This window comes from Nonomuraea insulae (genome assembly GCF_042656245.1).
On record NZ_JBHSPA010000048.1, the window covers coordinates 143581 to 159764 of the forward strand.

Annotated in this window: 15 protein-coding genes; 10 read left to right on the forward strand and 5 right to left on the reverse strand. The window is 69.5% G+C overall.

Annotated features, from left to right (window positions below; all coding sequences use genetic code 11):
• Window positions 1-2: 2 nt before the first annotated feature.
• Both ACFPZ3_RS38860 and ACFPZ3_RS38865 read left to right on the forward strand, forming a co-directional pair.
• Window positions 3-842, forward strand: a complete 840-nt coding sequence (locus tag ACFPZ3_RS38860; protein ID WP_379519354.1) for a helix-turn-helix domain-containing protein — start codon at window positions 3-5, stop codon at window positions 840-842.
• A gap of 120 nt (window positions 843-962) precedes the next feature.
• Window positions 963-1337 carry a hypothetical protein gene (locus ACFPZ3_RS38865; protein WP_379519355.1) on the forward strand — a complete coding sequence of 125 codons (375 nt, stop codon included), beginning with the start codon at window positions 963-965 and terminating at the stop codon, window positions 1335-1337.
• A gap of 51 nt (window positions 1338-1388) precedes the next feature.
• On the opposite strand, the gene ACFPZ3_RS38870 is transcribed toward ACFPZ3_RS38865, so the two are convergent.
• The 4 genes from ACFPZ3_RS38870 to ACFPZ3_RS38885 all read right to left on the reverse strand — a co-directional run bounded on the left by ACFPZ3_RS38870 (window position 1389) and on the right by ACFPZ3_RS38885 (window position 4649).
• On the reverse strand, window positions 1389-1907 hold the full coding sequence (locus ACFPZ3_RS38870; protein WP_379519356.1) for a DUF6879 family protein: 519 nt from the start codon (window positions 1905-1907) through the stop codon (window positions 1389-1391).
• A 282-nt stretch (window positions 1908-2189) separates the two neighbouring features.
• On the reverse strand, window positions 2190-2588 hold the full coding sequence (locus tag ACFPZ3_RS38875) for a hypothetical protein (protein WP_379519357.1): 399 nt from the start codon (window positions 2586-2588) through the stop codon (window positions 2190-2192).
• A gap of 268 nt (window positions 2589-2856) precedes the next feature.
• Window positions 2857-3333 carry a hypothetical protein gene (locus tag ACFPZ3_RS38880; protein ID WP_379519358.1) on the reverse strand — a complete coding sequence of 159 codons (477 nt, stop codon included), beginning with the start codon at window positions 3331-3333 and terminating at the stop codon, window positions 2857-2859.
• A 515-nt stretch (window positions 3334-3848) separates the two neighbouring features.
• Window positions 3849-4649, reverse strand: a complete 801-nt coding sequence (locus ACFPZ3_RS38885; protein ID WP_379519359.1) for a DeoR/GlpR family DNA-binding transcription regulator — start codon at window positions 4647-4649, stop codon at window positions 3849-3851.
• Between the two features lie 162 nt (window positions 4650-4811).
• On the opposite strand from ACFPZ3_RS38885, the gene ACFPZ3_RS38890 reads away from it, so the two are divergent.
• The 6 genes from ACFPZ3_RS38890 (at window position 4812) to ACFPZ3_RS38915 (ending at window position 14377) form a co-directional block, all read left to right on the forward strand.
• Complete coding sequence (locus ACFPZ3_RS38890) at window positions 4812-7337, forward strand: PA14 domain-containing protein (protein ID WP_379519360.1); 2526 nt, start codon at window positions 4812-4814, stop codon at window positions 7335-7337.
• A 61-nt stretch (window positions 7338-7398) separates the two neighbouring features.
• Window positions 7399-8466, forward strand: coding sequence for an ABC transporter substrate-binding protein (locus ACFPZ3_RS38895; protein WP_379519361.1), 1068 nt, complete (start codon window positions 7399-7401; stop codon window positions 8464-8466).
• Window positions 8453-10015: a sugar ABC transporter ATP-binding protein gene (locus ACFPZ3_RS38900; RefSeq protein ID WP_379519362.1), complete on the forward strand. Its 1563-nt coding sequence runs from the start codon at window positions 8453-8455 to the stop codon at window positions 10013-10015. Before ACFPZ3_RS38895 ends, ACFPZ3_RS38900 begins: the two co-directional genes overlap by 14 nt.
• A complete protein-coding gene (locus ACFPZ3_RS38905) occupies window positions 10008-10988 on the forward strand; it encodes an ABC transporter permease (protein ID WP_379519363.1) in 981 nt (326 codons plus the stop codon). Before ACFPZ3_RS38900 ends, ACFPZ3_RS38905 begins: the two co-directional genes overlap by 8 nt.
• Window positions 10985-11938 (forward strand): ABC transporter permease, encoded by a 954-nt coding sequence (locus ACFPZ3_RS38910; protein WP_379519364.1) that lies wholly within the window; start codon window positions 10985-10987, stop codon window positions 11936-11938. The genes ACFPZ3_RS38905 and ACFPZ3_RS38910 overlap by 4 nt, the downstream gene beginning before the upstream one ends.
• A gap of 75 nt (window positions 11939-12013) precedes the next feature.
• A complete protein-coding gene (locus ACFPZ3_RS38915; RefSeq protein ID WP_379519365.1) occupies window positions 12014-14377 on the forward strand; it encodes a serine/threonine protein kinase in 2364 nt (787 codons plus the stop codon).
• A gap of 8 nt (window positions 14378-14385) precedes the next feature.
• On the opposite strand, the gene ACFPZ3_RS38920 is transcribed toward ACFPZ3_RS38915, so the two are convergent.
• The gene (locus ACFPZ3_RS38920) at window positions 14386-15321 is read right to left on the reverse strand and encodes a pirin family protein (protein ID WP_379519366.1); all 936 of its coding nucleotides are present in this window, start codon (window positions 15319-15321) and stop codon (window positions 14386-14388) included.
• Window positions 15322-15386: 65 nt separating this feature from the next.
• Between ACFPZ3_RS38920 and ACFPZ3_RS38925 the strand changes: the two genes are divergently transcribed.
• Window positions 15387-15947 (forward strand): hypothetical protein, encoded by a 561-nt coding sequence (locus ACFPZ3_RS38925; protein WP_379519367.1) that lies wholly within the window; start codon window positions 15387-15389, stop codon window positions 15945-15947.
• A gap of 90 nt (window positions 15948-16037) precedes the next feature.
• Entirely contained in the window at window positions 16038-16184 is a 147-nt protein-coding gene (locus ACFPZ3_RS38930; protein ID WP_379519368.1) for a hypothetical protein, read from the forward strand.

Genomic DNA, 16184 nt, shown 5'->3' on the forward strand with positions numbered 1-16184 from the left:
CAGTGTCTCAAGAAGCTCAGCGATCGCGTGAGGCGCTCGGCATCCGGTTGCGTGAGATCCGCCTCCAAGCGGGGTTCACCGGGCGCGCGCTCGCCGAGCTGACCGGCTGGCAACTCTCCAAGATCAGCAAGATCGAGCACGGCAAACAGGCCGCGACCGAAGCCGACGTCCGGCTTTGGCTGAGCCATTGCCGGCGCGAGGACATTCTGCCCGATCTCGTGGCAGCGGTCCGCACGATCGAAACCTTGTGGATGGAGTGGCGACGCGCCCTCCGGGCCGGCACGCGTCATCGGCAGCGACGCTCCCTCGACCAGTACGAGCGGACGCGTGTTTTCCGCGCCTACAATCCCGCCATCATCTGGGGAACCCTCCAGACGGCTGAGTACGCCGAAACGCTCATGCGGCAACTGGCCGACTTCATGGGCGACGGGCCGAACGACATCGAGGCGGGCGTCGAGGCCCGTATGGAACGCCAGCAATACCTGTACCGGGGCGACCGCATGTTCAACGTGCTCCTGGGAGAGCAGGCGCTTCACACGAACATCGGCGGTCCGGGAGTGATGCGAGGCCAGCTCGATCGGCTCCTGGCGGTCATGTCGCTGCCCCGGCTCAGCCTCGGCGTCATCCCTGTCCGGGCGGCGTACGAGATCTGGCCAGGAAACATGTTCATCATGTTCGACGAGCGCATGGTGATGCTGGAGACGTACTCGGCGGAACTGACCATCACTGAGCCGAACGAGATCGCGATGTACGGTCGCGCGTTCGGTCTGCTTCAGCGATCGGCTGTATACGGTCAGAACGCCCGGCGGCTTGTCGCCGAAGCACTCGCTCGACTTCCTTGAAGCAAACATGAGCAAACATCTTGGGGCTGAAGCAAAGCCTCCTCTACCGTCCTAGGCATGGACAGCCGCAGGTCAGAGCCTGCGATGCGGCGTGATGCGCCTGATGTGCGGAGAGGCCTCATGAAGCGTTTTGACTACGACCCATCCTGGTGGCTGCACAACCTGGAAACGATCACGCCGAAGGACATCCGGCGCGTCCAGCAGGAGGCGATCGACGACGGTGCCGACCCCGCCGCACTGGAGCGCCTGCAGGAGGTGGCGATCGCGGAAGCGGGCGGCACGATCGAGGACCTGGCGCGGAGCTGGACCGACCGCCTCCAGCTCCACCGGGGATTGGCTGACTTCGGAGCGGCGATCCGCCGCAATCGCGCGAAGCCACCCCAGGTCGTCGAAGCGGAAGCAGTGCTCCGTGAGCTGATCCAGCGGTACCCGGGCGTGGTCCGCGACGTCCTGGCCGGCGAGGCGGAGAGCGATCGGGCTGCCCCGGCTCCCTAGTTGCCGACCGAGGCCCTCGCGGGCTTCCCGAACCCGCGTCACGCGCCGATGCTACTGGCCCGCGTACCGCTCGAACGGCACGGCGTGGTGCCAGGCGGCGTCCCGCCACTGGCAGTGCTGGAGCACTGCACCAGGATCGGTCACCAGTTCGTGCCGGAGAGGCCGATCGTCGGCATCGAAGCGGAGCAGCACAAGACGCGCGGAATCGAACAGCGCGAAGTCGTGGCCGGGGAGCCCCATCCGGGCCGCACGTGGACGTTCCAGATATCGGATGTCCTCACCCGCAGCGATGTTGAGCGGGGTGCCGTCGAGCAGGAAGCGCACGTACTCGCTGTAAGGTTCCGAAACGATCCGCACCCGCTCGACCCGCCTACCCGACCCGGTCGCGGCCTTCATCTTGGCGAGCCACGGCCGCGCCGCCCGCTCGGGATCCGGCTGGCCGGCGAGGAAGCGGCGCAGCGACTCTTGCTCGGACGCCACGTTGTAACGGTCACGCATCTCGAACTTGAACGCGGTGTGCTCGAATGTGTCCCAGAGTTCGCCGAACTCCGCGGCGGACAAGGATGGCACTCAGGCCTCCTTGGTGAAGCGGAGCAGCGCTCGTAGCTTCATGCTCGGTCCCTTTCTGTCCCGTCTCATTGAACTTGGCGTGCGCGCGAGGCTTTGACCTGGTGGACGCCAAGTCGGCTGAGACGTCAAGGATGCGGTTGTCTCAGCGATCATGGCGTGCCGGGTGGAATGTCTCAGACTACCTGGCGCGTGATCATGGAATGCCGCATTGGCCACGGAGCCCGGCATAGCTGTGGCAGACTCCGCGTCTGCGGCCGTGGCCGACCGAAGCTCAGCCGCGCGTCAGCGCCTTCCATGCCAGGAGTAGAAGGCGCCGTGCAGATGCTCGAAATAGTGATCGACGTGATCCTCTGACCACTCCACGTCCTCAAGGAGTCGGGCTGGATTGCCCTGTGGGCTCCAGGCGTAGCCGTAGGGGCTGGCCAAGGTCTCGCCCTGTTGGAAAACGACCACCCCGCGCTCGCGGCGGACCTCCTCGAAGTCCATCCCGCCGACGGTGCGGAGGCCGAGCCGGTCACCGTCCCTCATTGTGCGGGCGAACGCTTCCATCTCTGCGGCTGAGCGGATGAACCGCTGGTCGTCGGTGCCGCGGAAGGCGACGATCGCCACTAGCACGGCGCCCGCGAGGGCGAGGACGCCGAGGAACGCTAAAAACCCCGAACGCGAAACGCCGACTGACATTGCGGCCCCCCAGGTGATCGTCGTGGACAGGGTTTCCGGTGATCGTAAACCGGCCGGCCGACGTCACGCCATCACCCCAAGACGTGCTTAGAAGTCTGGGTCAGCCGCCTGCAGGGTGCGGACCGCTGAGGGGCCCCTGGTGGCCGCGTAGATGTCACACTCGCCGGGATTCGCGACCGAGCAACTCGGCAAGCGACCCGCTGCGGCCATAACTGCGCCTGCAGCGGGTCGGTCGCGGTCGCGCGCAGCACCCTTTCAGGAGATCCGCTCAGCCACACCAGGAGTCTTGGCTCTGCCCGTAGGCACACGTCTTCACGTATTTCTCGTTCTTGTAGAGCACGTAGTACGTCTCGACGTGGTCCAGTTTCGCGGATGCGGCGTCGTCGTTGTTCATGATGATGCGATTCGACGCGCCGGCTGCTCCCGCGCTGTAGCTGTAAACCGTGAATCCGGGTGAAGGCGAGCTGTAGCTGAAGGTATCGTTGCGGCTCGATTTCGCTATCCTGGTTCCGGACAGGCCCTTGAGGTTGAAATGTGTGTAAACTTTGACCCGGCAGCCAGCCGGCTTGGCCGAATTGACGGCTTTTGCATCGATCTCCAACGTCCACGGGTAATGCAGCGGCGCGGGCATCCAGAGCTGCATGTAGTAGCCGCAGGCGGCGGCCGCGTGCGCGGGGGTAGTGGTGACGATTGCCGTAGCCGCGAAAAAGAGGGTGGATACGAATAAAGCGCCGATTCTGTTCATTGGTTCCCTCTCTTGTGGAATCAAGCGAATAATCCCCGCTGTTCCACCGTTTACGCAACCGCGATATCCGGAAATATACTCCGGACATACCGCGAAGATACTGAGGTGACCATGCGGAATCCTCCAGGTTAACTGTAGGGAAAAGGGAGAAGAACGCCGACGGCGGAAGACGCGTCGGTTCCGGCTGGCGATGAAGGCGATCGTTCGACGATCCACGGACGCGGGAGAACGTGAAAGCCCGGCTCACCGCACACACGGTGCCGGGCGGATCCAGAGGCGAGCGTCAGCGAGCCCCCGGGCGGTCAGCCCGAGCGATCAGCGAGGACCGCTCGGGGTGGGGTCCAACGGCCCACCGTGTAACCGGGGCTCGGGCGGGTTCGGCGAGCGTCAGCGAGCGGGCTTGTCGGGGGTTCGAAAGGGGCGCGAGCCCCTTGGGAAGAGCTGTCTGGAATCCCATGGCGCGCAGCGCCCCCCATGGAAGGCCATGCAGCTACCCGCGAGGCGCCGGCGGGCGGTCAGAATTGGGCGACGTGGAGGCGGACGCCGCGGGCGCTCAGCTCGTCGAGGACGTCGCGGGCCGCGGAGTCGTCGGTGACCAGGTGGTCGATGCGGTCGGGGGCGACGGTCTGCACCATGGTGTCCACGCCGATCTTCGTGTGGTCGGCCAGCACCACGACCTCCTCGGCCGCCGCCGCCAGCGCCCGGTCCACCCCGGCGACCTGCATGTTGGGTGTGGACAGCCCGCGCTCGGCGGTGAGCCCGTTGCCGGAGATGAAGGCCCGGCGCACGCGCAGCCCGGCCAGGGAGTGCTCGGCGGCGCTGCCCACCAGGGCCAGGATCGAGCCGCGCAGGGTGCCGCCGGTCAGCATCACCTCGATCCGCGGCGACCCGGCCAGCACCTGGGCGACCAGCAGTGAGTTGGTCACCACGGCCAGCTCGGAATGCCTGGCCAGGCGGCGGGCGAACTCCTGCGTGGTGGTGCCGGGCCCGACCACGATCGCGTCGCCGTCCTCGACCAGGGCTCCGGCCAGGTCGGCGATGGCGGCCTTCTCGGCCGACTCCAGGGAGACCTTGTGCGCGTAGCCGGCTTCGCGGGACAGCTCGCCCGGCATGGTGGCGCCGCCGTGGTGGCGGTTGAGCAGGCCCTCCGACTCCAGCGCGCGCAGGTCGCGGCGGACGGTCACCTCGGAGGAGTGCACGGACTGGGCGAGCTCGCGCAGCGACACGGCGCCGTTGGCACGCACGAGTTCGAGGATGCGCTGCCGGCGTTCAGCGGCGAACACCGGCCTGCGTCCGTCACTCTGCGTGTCGCTCACGGCCCGATCATAGTCGACGCGCCAACCCAAGTTCACCTCTGACCGAACGAGAACGAATTTGATCGGAAATCTTGACCGCCTCGGTCCGCCGGTGCTTACTTTGGAGCATGTCAGGGTCAAAAGCTGTCCGAACCTGATCGGCGCGTTTCGAAAGGACCCCCCGTGCGTAAGCGCCTCGCGTTGTTGCTGGCCGTACTGATGTCCGTCTTATGGCAGATGCCAGCCCTCGCCTCAGCCGACTCCGCCGCCCTTCCCGAGCGGAACGGGCTGCGCGGCGACTACTACCTGGCCTCGGCGGCAGGGAAGTTCGACTTCGCCGAGCTCAAGGCGAGCATCATCGACCCGAACCTGGAGATGTCCGACCTGAACCCGACGTTCAAGCTGCTGACCGGCAGGGAGGACGACGTCACCGTACGGTGGACGGGGCAGATCACCGCGAAATACTCCGAGACCTACACCTTCTCCATCGTCGGCGACAACGGCTACCGCCTGTGGGTGGACGGCAAGCCGATCATCGACCACTGGGTGGACGACTGGGACGTGGAGCACGCCGGCACCCCGATCGCCCTGGAGGCGGGCACGAAGTACGACGTCAAGGTCGAGTACTTCGAGCACTTCGGCGGCGCCAACCTGCGGCTGCGCTGGCAGAGCCCGAGCCAGCCGAAGGCCATCGTGCCCATGGAGGCGTTCACCGTGCCGGCGGACTTCCAGCCGGACGGTCCGTACGACGCCAGGCTGAACGCGGCCGGTGACGTCGCGACGCTCACCTACGCCAAGCCGCTGAGCGCCCTGCCCGCGGACGCCGCCGGGAAGCTGGCGGTCACGGTCGGAAGCGCGGCCTGGCCCGTCACCTCAGCAGTCCAGAAAAATCCGGAAACGGTGGAGCTGAAGCTTAAATATCCGGTTCCGTCGAAGGCCGGCAGCACCGTCCGCACCTCCTACGACGGCAACGGCGGCATCACCTACGCCGACGGCACCCCGCTGGCCGCCTACCCCTTCGCCCACGTGGTCAACGCCTCCACCTACGTCCTCAGGACGAAGTGGGCCGACGACGTGAACCCGGCGAGCCCGCTGCCCGACTACCCCAGGCCGCAGCTCGTCCGCGACCGCTGGCGCAGCCTCAACGGCGCCTGGGAGTTCGGCCCGGCCAAGGAGGGCGAGGCCGCGCCCATCGGCCGCAAGCTGCCCGAGAAGATCGTGGTGCCGTACCCGGTGGAGTCGCAGCTGTCGGGCATCGGCCGGCACGAGGAGCGCATGTGGTACCGCCGCACGTTCGAGGTGCCCCGCACCTGGCGCGGCGAGCGGCTGATGTTGCACCTCGACGCCGTCGACTGGGACGCCGCCGTCTACGTGAACGGCAAGCAGGTCACCACCCACAAGGGCGGCTACGACCGGATCAGCGTGGACGTGACCGGCGCGCTCAAGCGCGAGGGCAGGCAGGAACTGGTCGTCGGCGTGTACGACCCCACCGACAACGGCGCCCAGGCCATCGGCAAGCAGCGGCTCAACCCGAGCGGCATCTGGTACACCGCCGTGTCCGGCATCTGGCAGACCGTCTGGATCGAGCCGGTCGCCAAGGACCGTATCGAGCGCGTGGACACCGTCCCCGACCTGGAGGCCAAGGCCCTGTACGTGACCGTCCAGGGCTCCCCGGGCACCGCCACCGTGATCGCCAGGGACGGCCGGCGCGTGGTCGGCGTCATCCACGGGCAGGTCGGCCAGAAGCTGCGGCTGCCCGTGCCGAACCCGAAGTTGTGGTCCCCTGACGACCCGCACCTGTACGACCTGGAGGTCAGGCTCAAGAGCGACAAGGTGGAGTCGTACTTCGGGATGCGCTCCATCGAGCTGTCCGGCAACCGCATGTTGCTCAACGGGCAGCCGGTCTTCCAGATCGGCCCGCTCGACCAGGGCTTCTGGCCCGACGGCATCTACACGCCGCCGACCGACGAGGCGCTGCGCTACGACCTGGAGCAGACCAAGGCCCTCGGCTTCAACGTCGTGCGCAAGCACACCAAGGTCGAGTCCGACCGCTGGTACTACCACGCCGACAAGCTCGGCCTGCTGGTCTGGCAGGACATGCCCGCCGCCTTCCGCACCACCGACAGGCCGCAGTTCGAGGCCGAGCTGCGCGAGATGTTCGACCAGCACCGCAGCAGCCCGTCGATCGTGATGTGGGTGCCGTTCAACGAGGGCTGGGGCCAGTACGACCAGGCGCGCATCGCCGACATGGTCAAGGGCTGGGACCCCTCCCGCCTGGTGAACAACATGAGCGGGATCAACTGCTGCGGCGCCGTGGACGGCGGCAACGGCGACGTCAAGGACTTCCACATCTACCCCGGCCCCGGCAACCCCGGCAAACCATCGGGCACCAGGGCGAACGTCATCGGCGAGTACGGCGGCCTGGCCCTGCCCGTGGTCGGCCACACCTGGTCCGGCGGCGGCTGGGGCTACGCGGTGGAGCCCGACCCCGCGTCCCTCACCACCCGCTACGTGAACATGATCAAGGAACTGGAGAAGCTGCACGCCTGCGAGCAGCTCAGCGCCGCGATCTACACCCAGACGACGGACGTCGAGACCGAGATCAACGGCCTCATGACGTACGACAGGGCCGTCACCAAGCCCGACGTCAAGCGCGTACACGATGCCCACAAGGCGCTGACGAGCGCGATCAACCCGACCTGTAGCTGACCCTCTCGAGCGCCCGGGCTCTCGTGGCCCGGGCGCCGCACCTGATAGGAAAGGAACCGCGATGACCCCCCATCTCCGGACGGCCGCGCTGGCGCTGGCCGTCCTCCTCACCGCGGCGGCCTGCGCCAAGGCGGAGGAGCCGCAGAGCGCGCCCGCCGCCACCAGCACGGCGGGGCAGCAGGTCGTCCAGACGCCTTCGGGCACGGCCGGGCCGACATGCACGCTGGAGCAGTTCGGCGGCACGAAGTTCGACCTCAAGACGGCCACGGTCGGCTTCTCCCAGTCGGAGAAGGAGGCCAACCCGTTCCGCATCGCCGAGACCAAGTCGATCAAGGATGAGGCGGCCAAGCTCGGCATCACGAACCTCAAGGTCACCAACGCCCAGTCGCAGTTCTCCAAGCAGATCACCGACGTCCAGCAGCTCATCGCGCAGGGCGTGCGGCTCCTGGTCATCGCCCCGCTGAACTCCGACGGCTGGGAGCCGGTGCTCCAGCAGGCCGCCGCCAAGAAGATCCCCATCATCACGGTCGACCGCAAGATCAACGCCAAGGCGTGCAGCGACTACCTGACGTTCATCGGCTCGGACTTCTACGAGCAGGGCAAGCGTGCCGCCGACCGCATGATCGATGCCCTGTCCGGGAAGGGCAAGGTGGCGATCCTGCTCGGCGCGCCGGGCAACAACGTCACCACCGAGCGGACGAACGGCTTCAAGGACCGCGTCAAGGAGAAGGCCCCCGGGATCACGATCTCGTTCGAGCAGACCGGCGAGTTCGCCCGCGAGAAGGGGCAGCAGGTCACCGAGCAGCTCATCCAGTCCAACCCCGACATCAACGGCATCTACGCCGAGAACGACGAGATGGCGCTGGGCGCGGTCACCGCGCTGAAGGGCGCGGGCAAGGAGGCAGGCAACATCAAGATCGTCTCGGTGGACGGCACCCGCAGCGCCGTCCAGGGCATCGCCGACGGCTGGCTGCACGCGGTCATCGAGTCCAACCCGCGCTTCGGCCCGCTCGCCTTCGAGACCGCCCAGAAGTTCCTCGACGGCGAGGCCATCCCCGACAAGGTGATCATCTCCGACCGCGACTACGACACGACCAACGCCAAGGACTCCCTCGGTGAGGCGTACTGACTTGGAACCGGTTCTCGAAGCCAGGGAGGTCAGCAAACGTTTCCCCGGCGTGCTCGCCCTCGACGACGTGTCCCTCGCCCTGCAGCCGGGCGAGGTGCACGCGCTCGTCGGCGAGAACGGCGCGGGCAAGTCCACCCTGATCAAGGTCTTCACCGGCGTGTACCAGCCGGACGGCGGCGAACTGCGCTACCAGGGCGTCCCCGCCGCGTTCGGCACCCCCATGGAAGCGCAGCGCGCCGGGATCTCCACCATCTACCAGGAGGTCAACCTCGTCCCCATGATGTCGGTGGCCCGCAACCTGCTGCTCGGCCGCGAGCCGCGCGGCCGGTTCGGGGTGATCGACGCGACCGCCATGTACACGGAGGCGGAACGCGTTCTGGCCGGCTACGGCGTGGCCACCGACGTACGGCGGCCGCTGCGCACGCTCGGGGTCGGGGCGCAGCAGATGGTCGCCCTGGCGCGGGCGGTCTCGGTGGACGCGCGGGTGGTCATCATGGACGAGCCCACGTCGTCGCTGGAGCCGCGCGAGGTGGAGACGCTGTTCGGGGTGATCAGGCGGCTGCGGGACAGCGGGATCGCCGTCCTGTACGTCAGCCACCGCCTCGACGAGCTGTACCGGGTGTGCGACCGGGTGACCGTCCTGCGGGACGGCCGCCTGGCGCACACGGGCCCGCTGGCGGAGCTGGAACGGCTGCGGCTGATCTCGCTCATGCTCGGGCGCGACCTGAACGTGGTCCGCTCGGACGGCATGACCAGCTTCGCCCGCGACCGCCGCCCCGCCACCGCGTCCCCGGGCGAGGAGCGGGGCAACGGGCACGTGCCGGCCGTCGAGGCACGCGGGCTCACGCGGCGTCACGTGCTCGACGGCGTGGACGTGAGTGTCAAGCCCGGTGAGGTCGTCGGGCTGGGCGGTCTGCTGGGCGCGGGACGTACCGAGACCGCCAAGGCCATCGTCGGCGCGCTTCCCCTGGACGGCGGGCAGGTGCTCGTGGCCGGGCTCCCGCTGCGGCAGGGGTCCACGGCGGCGGCGATCAGGGCGGGCGTCAGCCTGCTGCCCGAGGACCGCAAGGCCGAGGGCATCATCCCGACCCTGTCCGTGCGCGAGAACATCGCCCTGGCCGCCCTGCCCTCCCTGGGCAGGGCGGGCGTGGTGTCCGAGGCGAAGATCGACCGGGTGGTCGGGATCTTCATGCGGAGGCTGAGGATCAAGGCCGCCTCGCCGAACCAGCTCGTCTCCGAGCTGTCCGGCGGCAACCAGCAGAAGGTGCTGCTGGCCCGCTGGCTGGCCGTGCGCCCCAAGGTGCTGCTGCTGGACGAGCCCACCCGGGGCATCGACGTCGGGGCCAAGGCCGAGGTGCAGGCGCTGATCGACGAGCTGGCCGAGGAAGGGCTGGGCGTGCTGCTGATCTCCTCCGACCTGGAGGAGCTGGTCGAGGGCGCCGACAGGATCCTCGTGCTGCGCGAGGGCACGGTCGTCGGCGAGTTGTCGGGCGACGAGGTGACCGAGGAGAGGATCATGGCGACGATCGCGGAGCAGGCCGATGGCTGAGCTCACCTCACGGCAGGGCGGGCGCGGCGGGCGCATGACCGTGCTCAAGCCGCAGGTGTTCGCCTGGGTGCAGGACTACGGCGTGTACGCGGCCGTACTGGCGCTGCTGCTGTTCAACGTGCTGTTCACCCCGCACTTCCTGGACGCCTCCAACTTCCGCACCCAGCTCGTCCAGGTCACCCCCATCGTGATCATCTCGCTGGGCATGGCGCTGGTGATCGGCACCCAGGGCATCGACCTGTCCGTCGGCTCGGTGATGGCGCTGGCCGCCGCGCTGACCGTGCTCTACCTCGGGTACGGCTGGCTGCCCGCTCTCATCGTGGCCGTGATCGGCGGCGCGGTGGCAGGGGCCGCGGGAGGGGCGCTGGTCGCGTACGTGGGGGTGCAGCCGATCGTGGCGACACTGGCGTTGCTGGTCGGCGTGCGCGGCCTGGCGAACGTCCTGGTGCCGCAGCTCGTCGAGTTCCGCAACCCCGGCCTGATCGCGCTGGGCAGCAGCTCGGTGGCCGGGCTCCCGGTGATCGTGCTCATCGCGGCGGCGCTGACCGTGATCGTGCTGTTCGTGGTGCGGCGCACCACGTTCGGGCGGCAGGTCGTCGCCATCGGCGGCAACCGGTCGGCCAGCGAGCTGTCCGGACTGCCCGTCAAACGGGTGCTCCTGACCGTGTACGTGATCTCCGGCCTCCTCGCGGCCCTGGCCGGAGTGCTGGCCACGGCCCGGCTGCAGGCCAGCGACCCGACCTCGCTCGGCCAGTTCATCGAGCTGTCGGCGATCACCGCCGTCGTGGTCGGCGGCACCCCGCTGACCGGCGGCCGGATCAGGGTGCTCAGCACCGTCATGGGCGCGCTGCTCATGCAACTCCTCGCGGCCACGCTGATCAAGCACAACCTGCCGCAGTCGTGGACCCAGATGGTCCAGGCGGTCATCATCCTGGCCGCCGTGTACGCCACCAGGAAACGGGAGACCCGTTGAACCGCGAACAGGTGAGCCGGGTGCTCCAGCAGCACGGCGCCTCCATGGTGCTGGGACTGCTGGTGATCGTGGGCAGCCTGGCCTTCGACTCCTTCGCCACGCCAGGGAACGCGGCCAGCGTCGTCGTGTCCTCGTCGTTCCTGGCGATCATCGCGATCGGCATGACGTTCGTGATCATCAGTGGCGGCATCGACCTGTCCGTGGGGTCGTTGTTCGTACTGGGCGGGGTGCTGGCGGCCTACGGCTCCCAGTACGGCCTCCTCGTCGCCCTCCTGCTGCCCCTGGCGGTGTGCGGGGTGGTGGGGCTGCTGCAGGGACTGGTCATCGCGCGTACGGGGATGGCGCCGTTCATCGTGACCCTGGCCGGGCTGCTCGGCGTGCGCGGCCTGATGCTGGCGATCTCCGACGAGGGCGCCGTCACCTACCTCGTCAAGGACCGCGCCTTCGCCACCCTCGGCCAGGGCGAGATCCTCGGCCTGTCCTACCCCGTGTACATCACCGTCGCCCTGGCCCTCGTCGCGATGGTCCTGCTCCAGCGCACCGGCTTCGGCCAGAACGTGTACGCCATCGGGGGCAACGAGCAGGCCGCCGCCCTCATGGGTGTGCCGGTCACGCGCACGAAGGTGTACGTGTACGTCATGTCCGGCCTCCTGGCGGGCCTGGCCGGCGCCCTCAACGCCGCCCGGCTCTCCTCCGGGGTGACGATCCTCGGCATCGGCCTCGAACTGGACGCCATCGCCGCCGTCGTCATCGGCGGCACCCTCCTGACCGGCGGCGCCGGGGGCATCACGGGGTCGGTGGCAGGAGTGCTGCTGCTCGGGGTCATCCAGAGTCTGATCAACCAGGTGGGGAGTCTGACCTCGGCGTTCCAGCAGGTGGTCAGCGGGGTGTTCCTGGCGCTGGTGGTGGTGGCGCAACGCCTGCTCAGCAAGGCACAAAGACTGACCTGACCCCGCCCCCGCCGTGGGACGAAAGCTGCGAATCGGTGAAAGCCGATTGCAACTTTCTGGGCGCATAATCCCCGTATGCCGTCGATTTCTGAGCTGCGAGCAGGAGATCCCGCCAGTCTCGGAGGCTACGAACTCCGGGGGCGCCTGGGAGAGGGCGGACAGGGCGTCGTCTACCTCGGGGTGGACGACCAGGGCACCCAGGCGGCGATCAAGTGGCTGCGCCCGCACCTGGCGAGCGACGAGGTGGCGGCGGAGCGCTTCGTCAGGGAGGCGGCGGCCGCGCGGCGGGTGGCGCCGTTCTGCATCGCGCAGGTGCTCGGGACCGGCGTACACGAGCAGCGGCCGTACATCGCCAGCGAGTACGTCGACGGCCCGTCCCTGCAACAGGCCGTCGCCGACGAGGGCCCGCGCACGGAGGCGGCCCTGCACCGCCTCGCCGTCGGCACGGCCACCGCGCTCGCCGCGATCCACCAGGCCGGCATCGTGCACCGCGATTTCAGCCCCGCCAACGTGCTCCTCGGCACCGAAGGCCCCCGCGTGATCGACTTCGGCATCGCCAAAGCCCTCGACGCCACCTCGACGATCACCTCCACCCCGCTCGGCACGCCCGCCTTCATGGCCCCCGAGCAAATCCTCGCCCACCCCGTCGGCCCGCCCGCCGACCTGTTCGCCTGGGCCGGCACGATGGTGTTCGCGGCCGGGGGAGCCGGCCCCTTCGAAGCCGAGACGGTCCCGGCCATCATCCACCGCGTCCTGCACGCCGCCCCTGACCTCTCCCACCTCACGGGCCCCCTCCGCGACCTCCTCGCCGCCTGCCTGTCCAAGGACCCCGCCCATCGGCCGCCCGCCGACCAGGTCATCCTCCGCCTCCTGGACCACCCCTCCACCACCACCTCCCACCACCTCTCCGCCGCCCCGGACGACCTCCACCGTCCCTCCACCGCCCCGGACGACGTCCGCCACCCCTCCGCCGCACCCAGCGGCGATCTCTCTCGACAGGCTCCCTGGCACCCCCCGTCCTCCGGCCCTCCGCAGTCGCCGGCCGTCGGCCACCCATCGGGCCCTCAGCAGTCCTCCATCCCCGGCACCGCTCCCGGCACCGCTCCCGGCACCGGCTCCCCGCCGCCCGGCTCGGGGCCGCCGCCTCCGAGCGGGAGGCCGTTCCCCTTCCCGCCGCCCGGCTCGGGGCCGCCACCTCCGAGTGGCAGGTCATCCGGTTTCCCGCCGCCCGGCTCCGGACCGCCGCCGCCAAGTGCCCGGCCAGACTTCGGCCGCTCGGCCCAACCCGCCCCCTTCCACGATCCCGCTTACCCGCCGCCGACGGGAACGGCCGGCTCCCCAGGTCAGCCGCCCGCCTGGCCGCGGTCCACGGGCAACAGGAGGAACTGGCTGATCGGGGCGGGCGTGGCGGGTGTGGCCCTGGTGGCGGCCGTCGCCATAGTCGTGGTCACCGCCGTCAGCCTGCCGATCAAGCCGCAGCCCCGCCCCAGCCAGACCGTCCCCGCCACGGCCTCCCCGTCCCCGGTTCCGACCGCGAACCTGATCCCGGTGAAGCTGCCCGACACCGGCGCCACTGTCTACGAGAGTCCCGCTGACCCGGTCCGCCTCACCACATACCTGGTCAAGGACGCCAAATCCGGTGCGTGGGTGTACTACGCGAGAGACTCCCTCACCGGGTCGTTCACCAGCTATAAGAACACGTGGGAGAGCATGCTCTCGCCCAACGGCCGGTACCTGGCCCAGCGCGGCAAGAGCTACGTCGACGGCTACGACACCGTGGAGATCACGGACAAGATGACATCACGGCGGTTCACGGTGAAGACCTCCCGCCAGCCGCTCAGCGCGTACGTACAGGGCTGGTCGCGCGACAGCACCCGCCTGCTGGTCAACATCGGCAACCCGGTCAAGCAGCTCTGGCAGTCCACCGGTTTCGCCATCGTGGACGTCACCGCCCGCAAGGCCACCGTCGCCTCGCTCAGGGAAGGCTCGCTCAAGGGCATCAGGTACGGCTTCGACCAGGACGGCACCGGCGTCGTGGCCCTGTCGAACGACGCCGGCCAGCAGGCGCTGCGCTTCTTCGACGCTCGCGGGCTGCGCGTGCGCCGCCTGCCCAACGTCGGGGCGGGCATCGCGGAGGCGATGTTCTCGCCGTCCGGCAAGCTGTTCGTCACCAACTGCCCGGGCCTGCGCAACGGCGACAACTGCCTGTACGACTCCCGGACCGGCGCCGAGGTGAAGCGCGTCGAGTCACCCTGCACCGGCCTGGCCACCTGGTACGACGACGACCACCTGGCCTGCTGGGTTCGCCCTGACCCGTCGGCCGGCGGGCAGCAGATCCAGGTGATCGACTTCACCGGGGAGATGGTGCGCCTGCTGGCCGACGTACCGGAGAACGCCACCGGCCTCGACGTGATCTACACCACCACCCGCCGCAACTAGCGTCGGGTCTACTCGCGCACCCGCCCGCGCGGCTTGAGCCGGATGCCCGGCAGGACCGGCGCGGGAAGCGGCGCGCCGTCGAACCCCTCGACGGCCCCGAACCCCTCGCCCTCCATCCACTCCTTCCGGTACGCGGCGATCTCGTCGTGGGAGCGGCCCACGAAGTTCCACCACATGACGATCTCTTCGCTGAACGGCTCCCCGCCGATCAGCAACACCCGTCCGCGCCCCGACAGCCGTACCCCGGAGAGTCCCGGCGGCAGGTATGTCAGCGGCCCCCGCCCCAGCTCCGCCACCTCACCGTTGAGCAGCAGCAGCCCGTGCTCGTACCCGAGATCGAGTGGCACCTCGCACGAGCCGTCCACGGCGACCTCGGCCCCCACGAGCGGGCTGTAGGCGGTGGCGGGCGAGGAGACCCCGCCGAGCGACCCCATGACGACGGTCGCCTCGAAACCGGAGCCGGACAGGACGGGCAACGACGGATGGTGTTCGAAGGCCGGCGAGGTGTGCCGGTGCGCGCCGGGCAGCGCCACCCAGAGCTGCACCCCGTGCAGCACCCCCGCCGCGGACTCCTCCGAGTGCGAGATGCCGCGCCCGGCCGTCATGAGGTTGAGCTGCCCGGGGCGGACCTCCCGCAGCGTGCCGAGGCTGTCACGGTGCAGCACCTCCCCGGCGATCAGCCAGCTGACCGTCTGCAGCCCGGTGTGCGGATGCGGCGGCACCCGCATCACGGCCCGCTCGGGCCCGTAGGCGTCCACGAAGCACCACGCGCCGATCATCCGCCGGCGCACGCCCGGCAACGTCCTGCTCACCGTCATCGCCCGCGGCCCGCCCAGCGGCACCTCCCGCCCCGTCAGCACCTCCCGTCCTGTCAGCACCTCGGCCTCGGCGCCCACACCGGTGGCGCAGCGGATCTCCTGCGGGTCACGTTCCAGGTTGCTCACGTCAAAACTGTACGTTCCGCCCGCCACGGGACTGCAAAGGCCCTGCCAGGGCAGAGGAGACACTCATGGCAGAACCCTTCGACAACCGCAGGACCGCCCTGATCGAGGCGGAGCCGGTCACCGACGCCGGGACGGCCGACTCGATCCGGGATGAAATACGCGACTTCGCCCACCTGGGCGGATTCAAGCTCCAGTCAGGCGCCACCCCCTGGCACGGAGCCGCCCTGCACACCGCCGAACAGGCGCACCACGCCGCCGACCTGGCCGCGCGCCTGCACTCCCACCTGCTCCCGCTGCTGGCCTACCGCGTGGGCCAGGCGTGCACCCGCGCGGGTCTGCGCGAACCGGGAAACCACCGCGAGCGGACAGAGCGGCTGCGGCTGTTCGCCGGGGTCGCGCAGACGATGCGACTGCTCTCGCCCCGCGTCTTCGAGGCCGGCCCCGCCCGCCTGGCCGAGGCCACGGGCGAGGGCGGCCCGGCCGGCCGCCGCGCACGGTACCCAGGCCGCAGGAAACGGCACGCGCTCCGCGAGCGGGCCCGGGCACTGTGGCTGGGCGCCGGCAACCCGGAACGCGGCGACCTGCACGCCGCGCTCGCGCGGGCCGCCGAGCAGCTCGCCGAATGAGACACCCTCGGGGAGGGGCCGCCGTGGCCACCGCCCGACCTCGGCGACCTGCTACGCCTCCAGACGGAGTGCGAGGCGCACCTCGCCTCGTTGCGCGCCTACGTACACGTGCCCGACGACCCCGACGAGGTCCTCGCCGCACTCTGCGCCGACCGCGACGAGGTCCTCGCCGCACTTTGCGCCGACCGCGACGAGGTCCTCGCCGCGCTCTGCGCCGATCGCGACATCGCGAGCTGA

Bases quoted from the DNA above. Each gene is read 5' to 3' on its own strand.
- ACFPZ3_RS38915 (WP_379519365.1), top strand. From the start codon at position 12,014: ATGCCGTCGATTTCTGAGCTGCGAGCAGGAGATCCCGCCAGTCTCGGA.
- ACFPZ3_RS38880 (WP_379519358.1), bottom strand. From the start codon at position 3,333: ATGAACAGAATCGGCGCTTTATTCGTATCCACCCTCTTTTTCGCGGCT.
- ACFPZ3_RS38865 (WP_379519355.1), top strand. From the start codon at position 963: ATGAAGCGTTTTGACTACGACCCATCCTGGTGGCTGCACAACCTGGAA.
- ACFPZ3_RS38875 (WP_379519357.1), bottom strand. From the start codon at position 2,588: ATGTCAGTCGGCGTTTCGCGTTCGGGGTTTTTAGCGTTCCTCGGCGTC.
- ACFPZ3_RS38905 (WP_379519363.1), top strand. From the start codon at position 10,008: ATGGCTGAGCTCACCTCACGGCAGGGCGGGCGCGGCGGGCGCATGACC.
- ACFPZ3_RS38925 (WP_379519367.1), top strand. From the start codon at position 15,387: ATGGCAGAACCCTTCGACAACCGCAGGACCGCCCTGATCGAGGCGGAG.
- ACFPZ3_RS38895 (WP_379519361.1), top strand. From the start codon at position 7,399: ATGACCCCCCATCTCCGGACGGCCGCGCTGGCGCTGGCCGTCCTCCTC.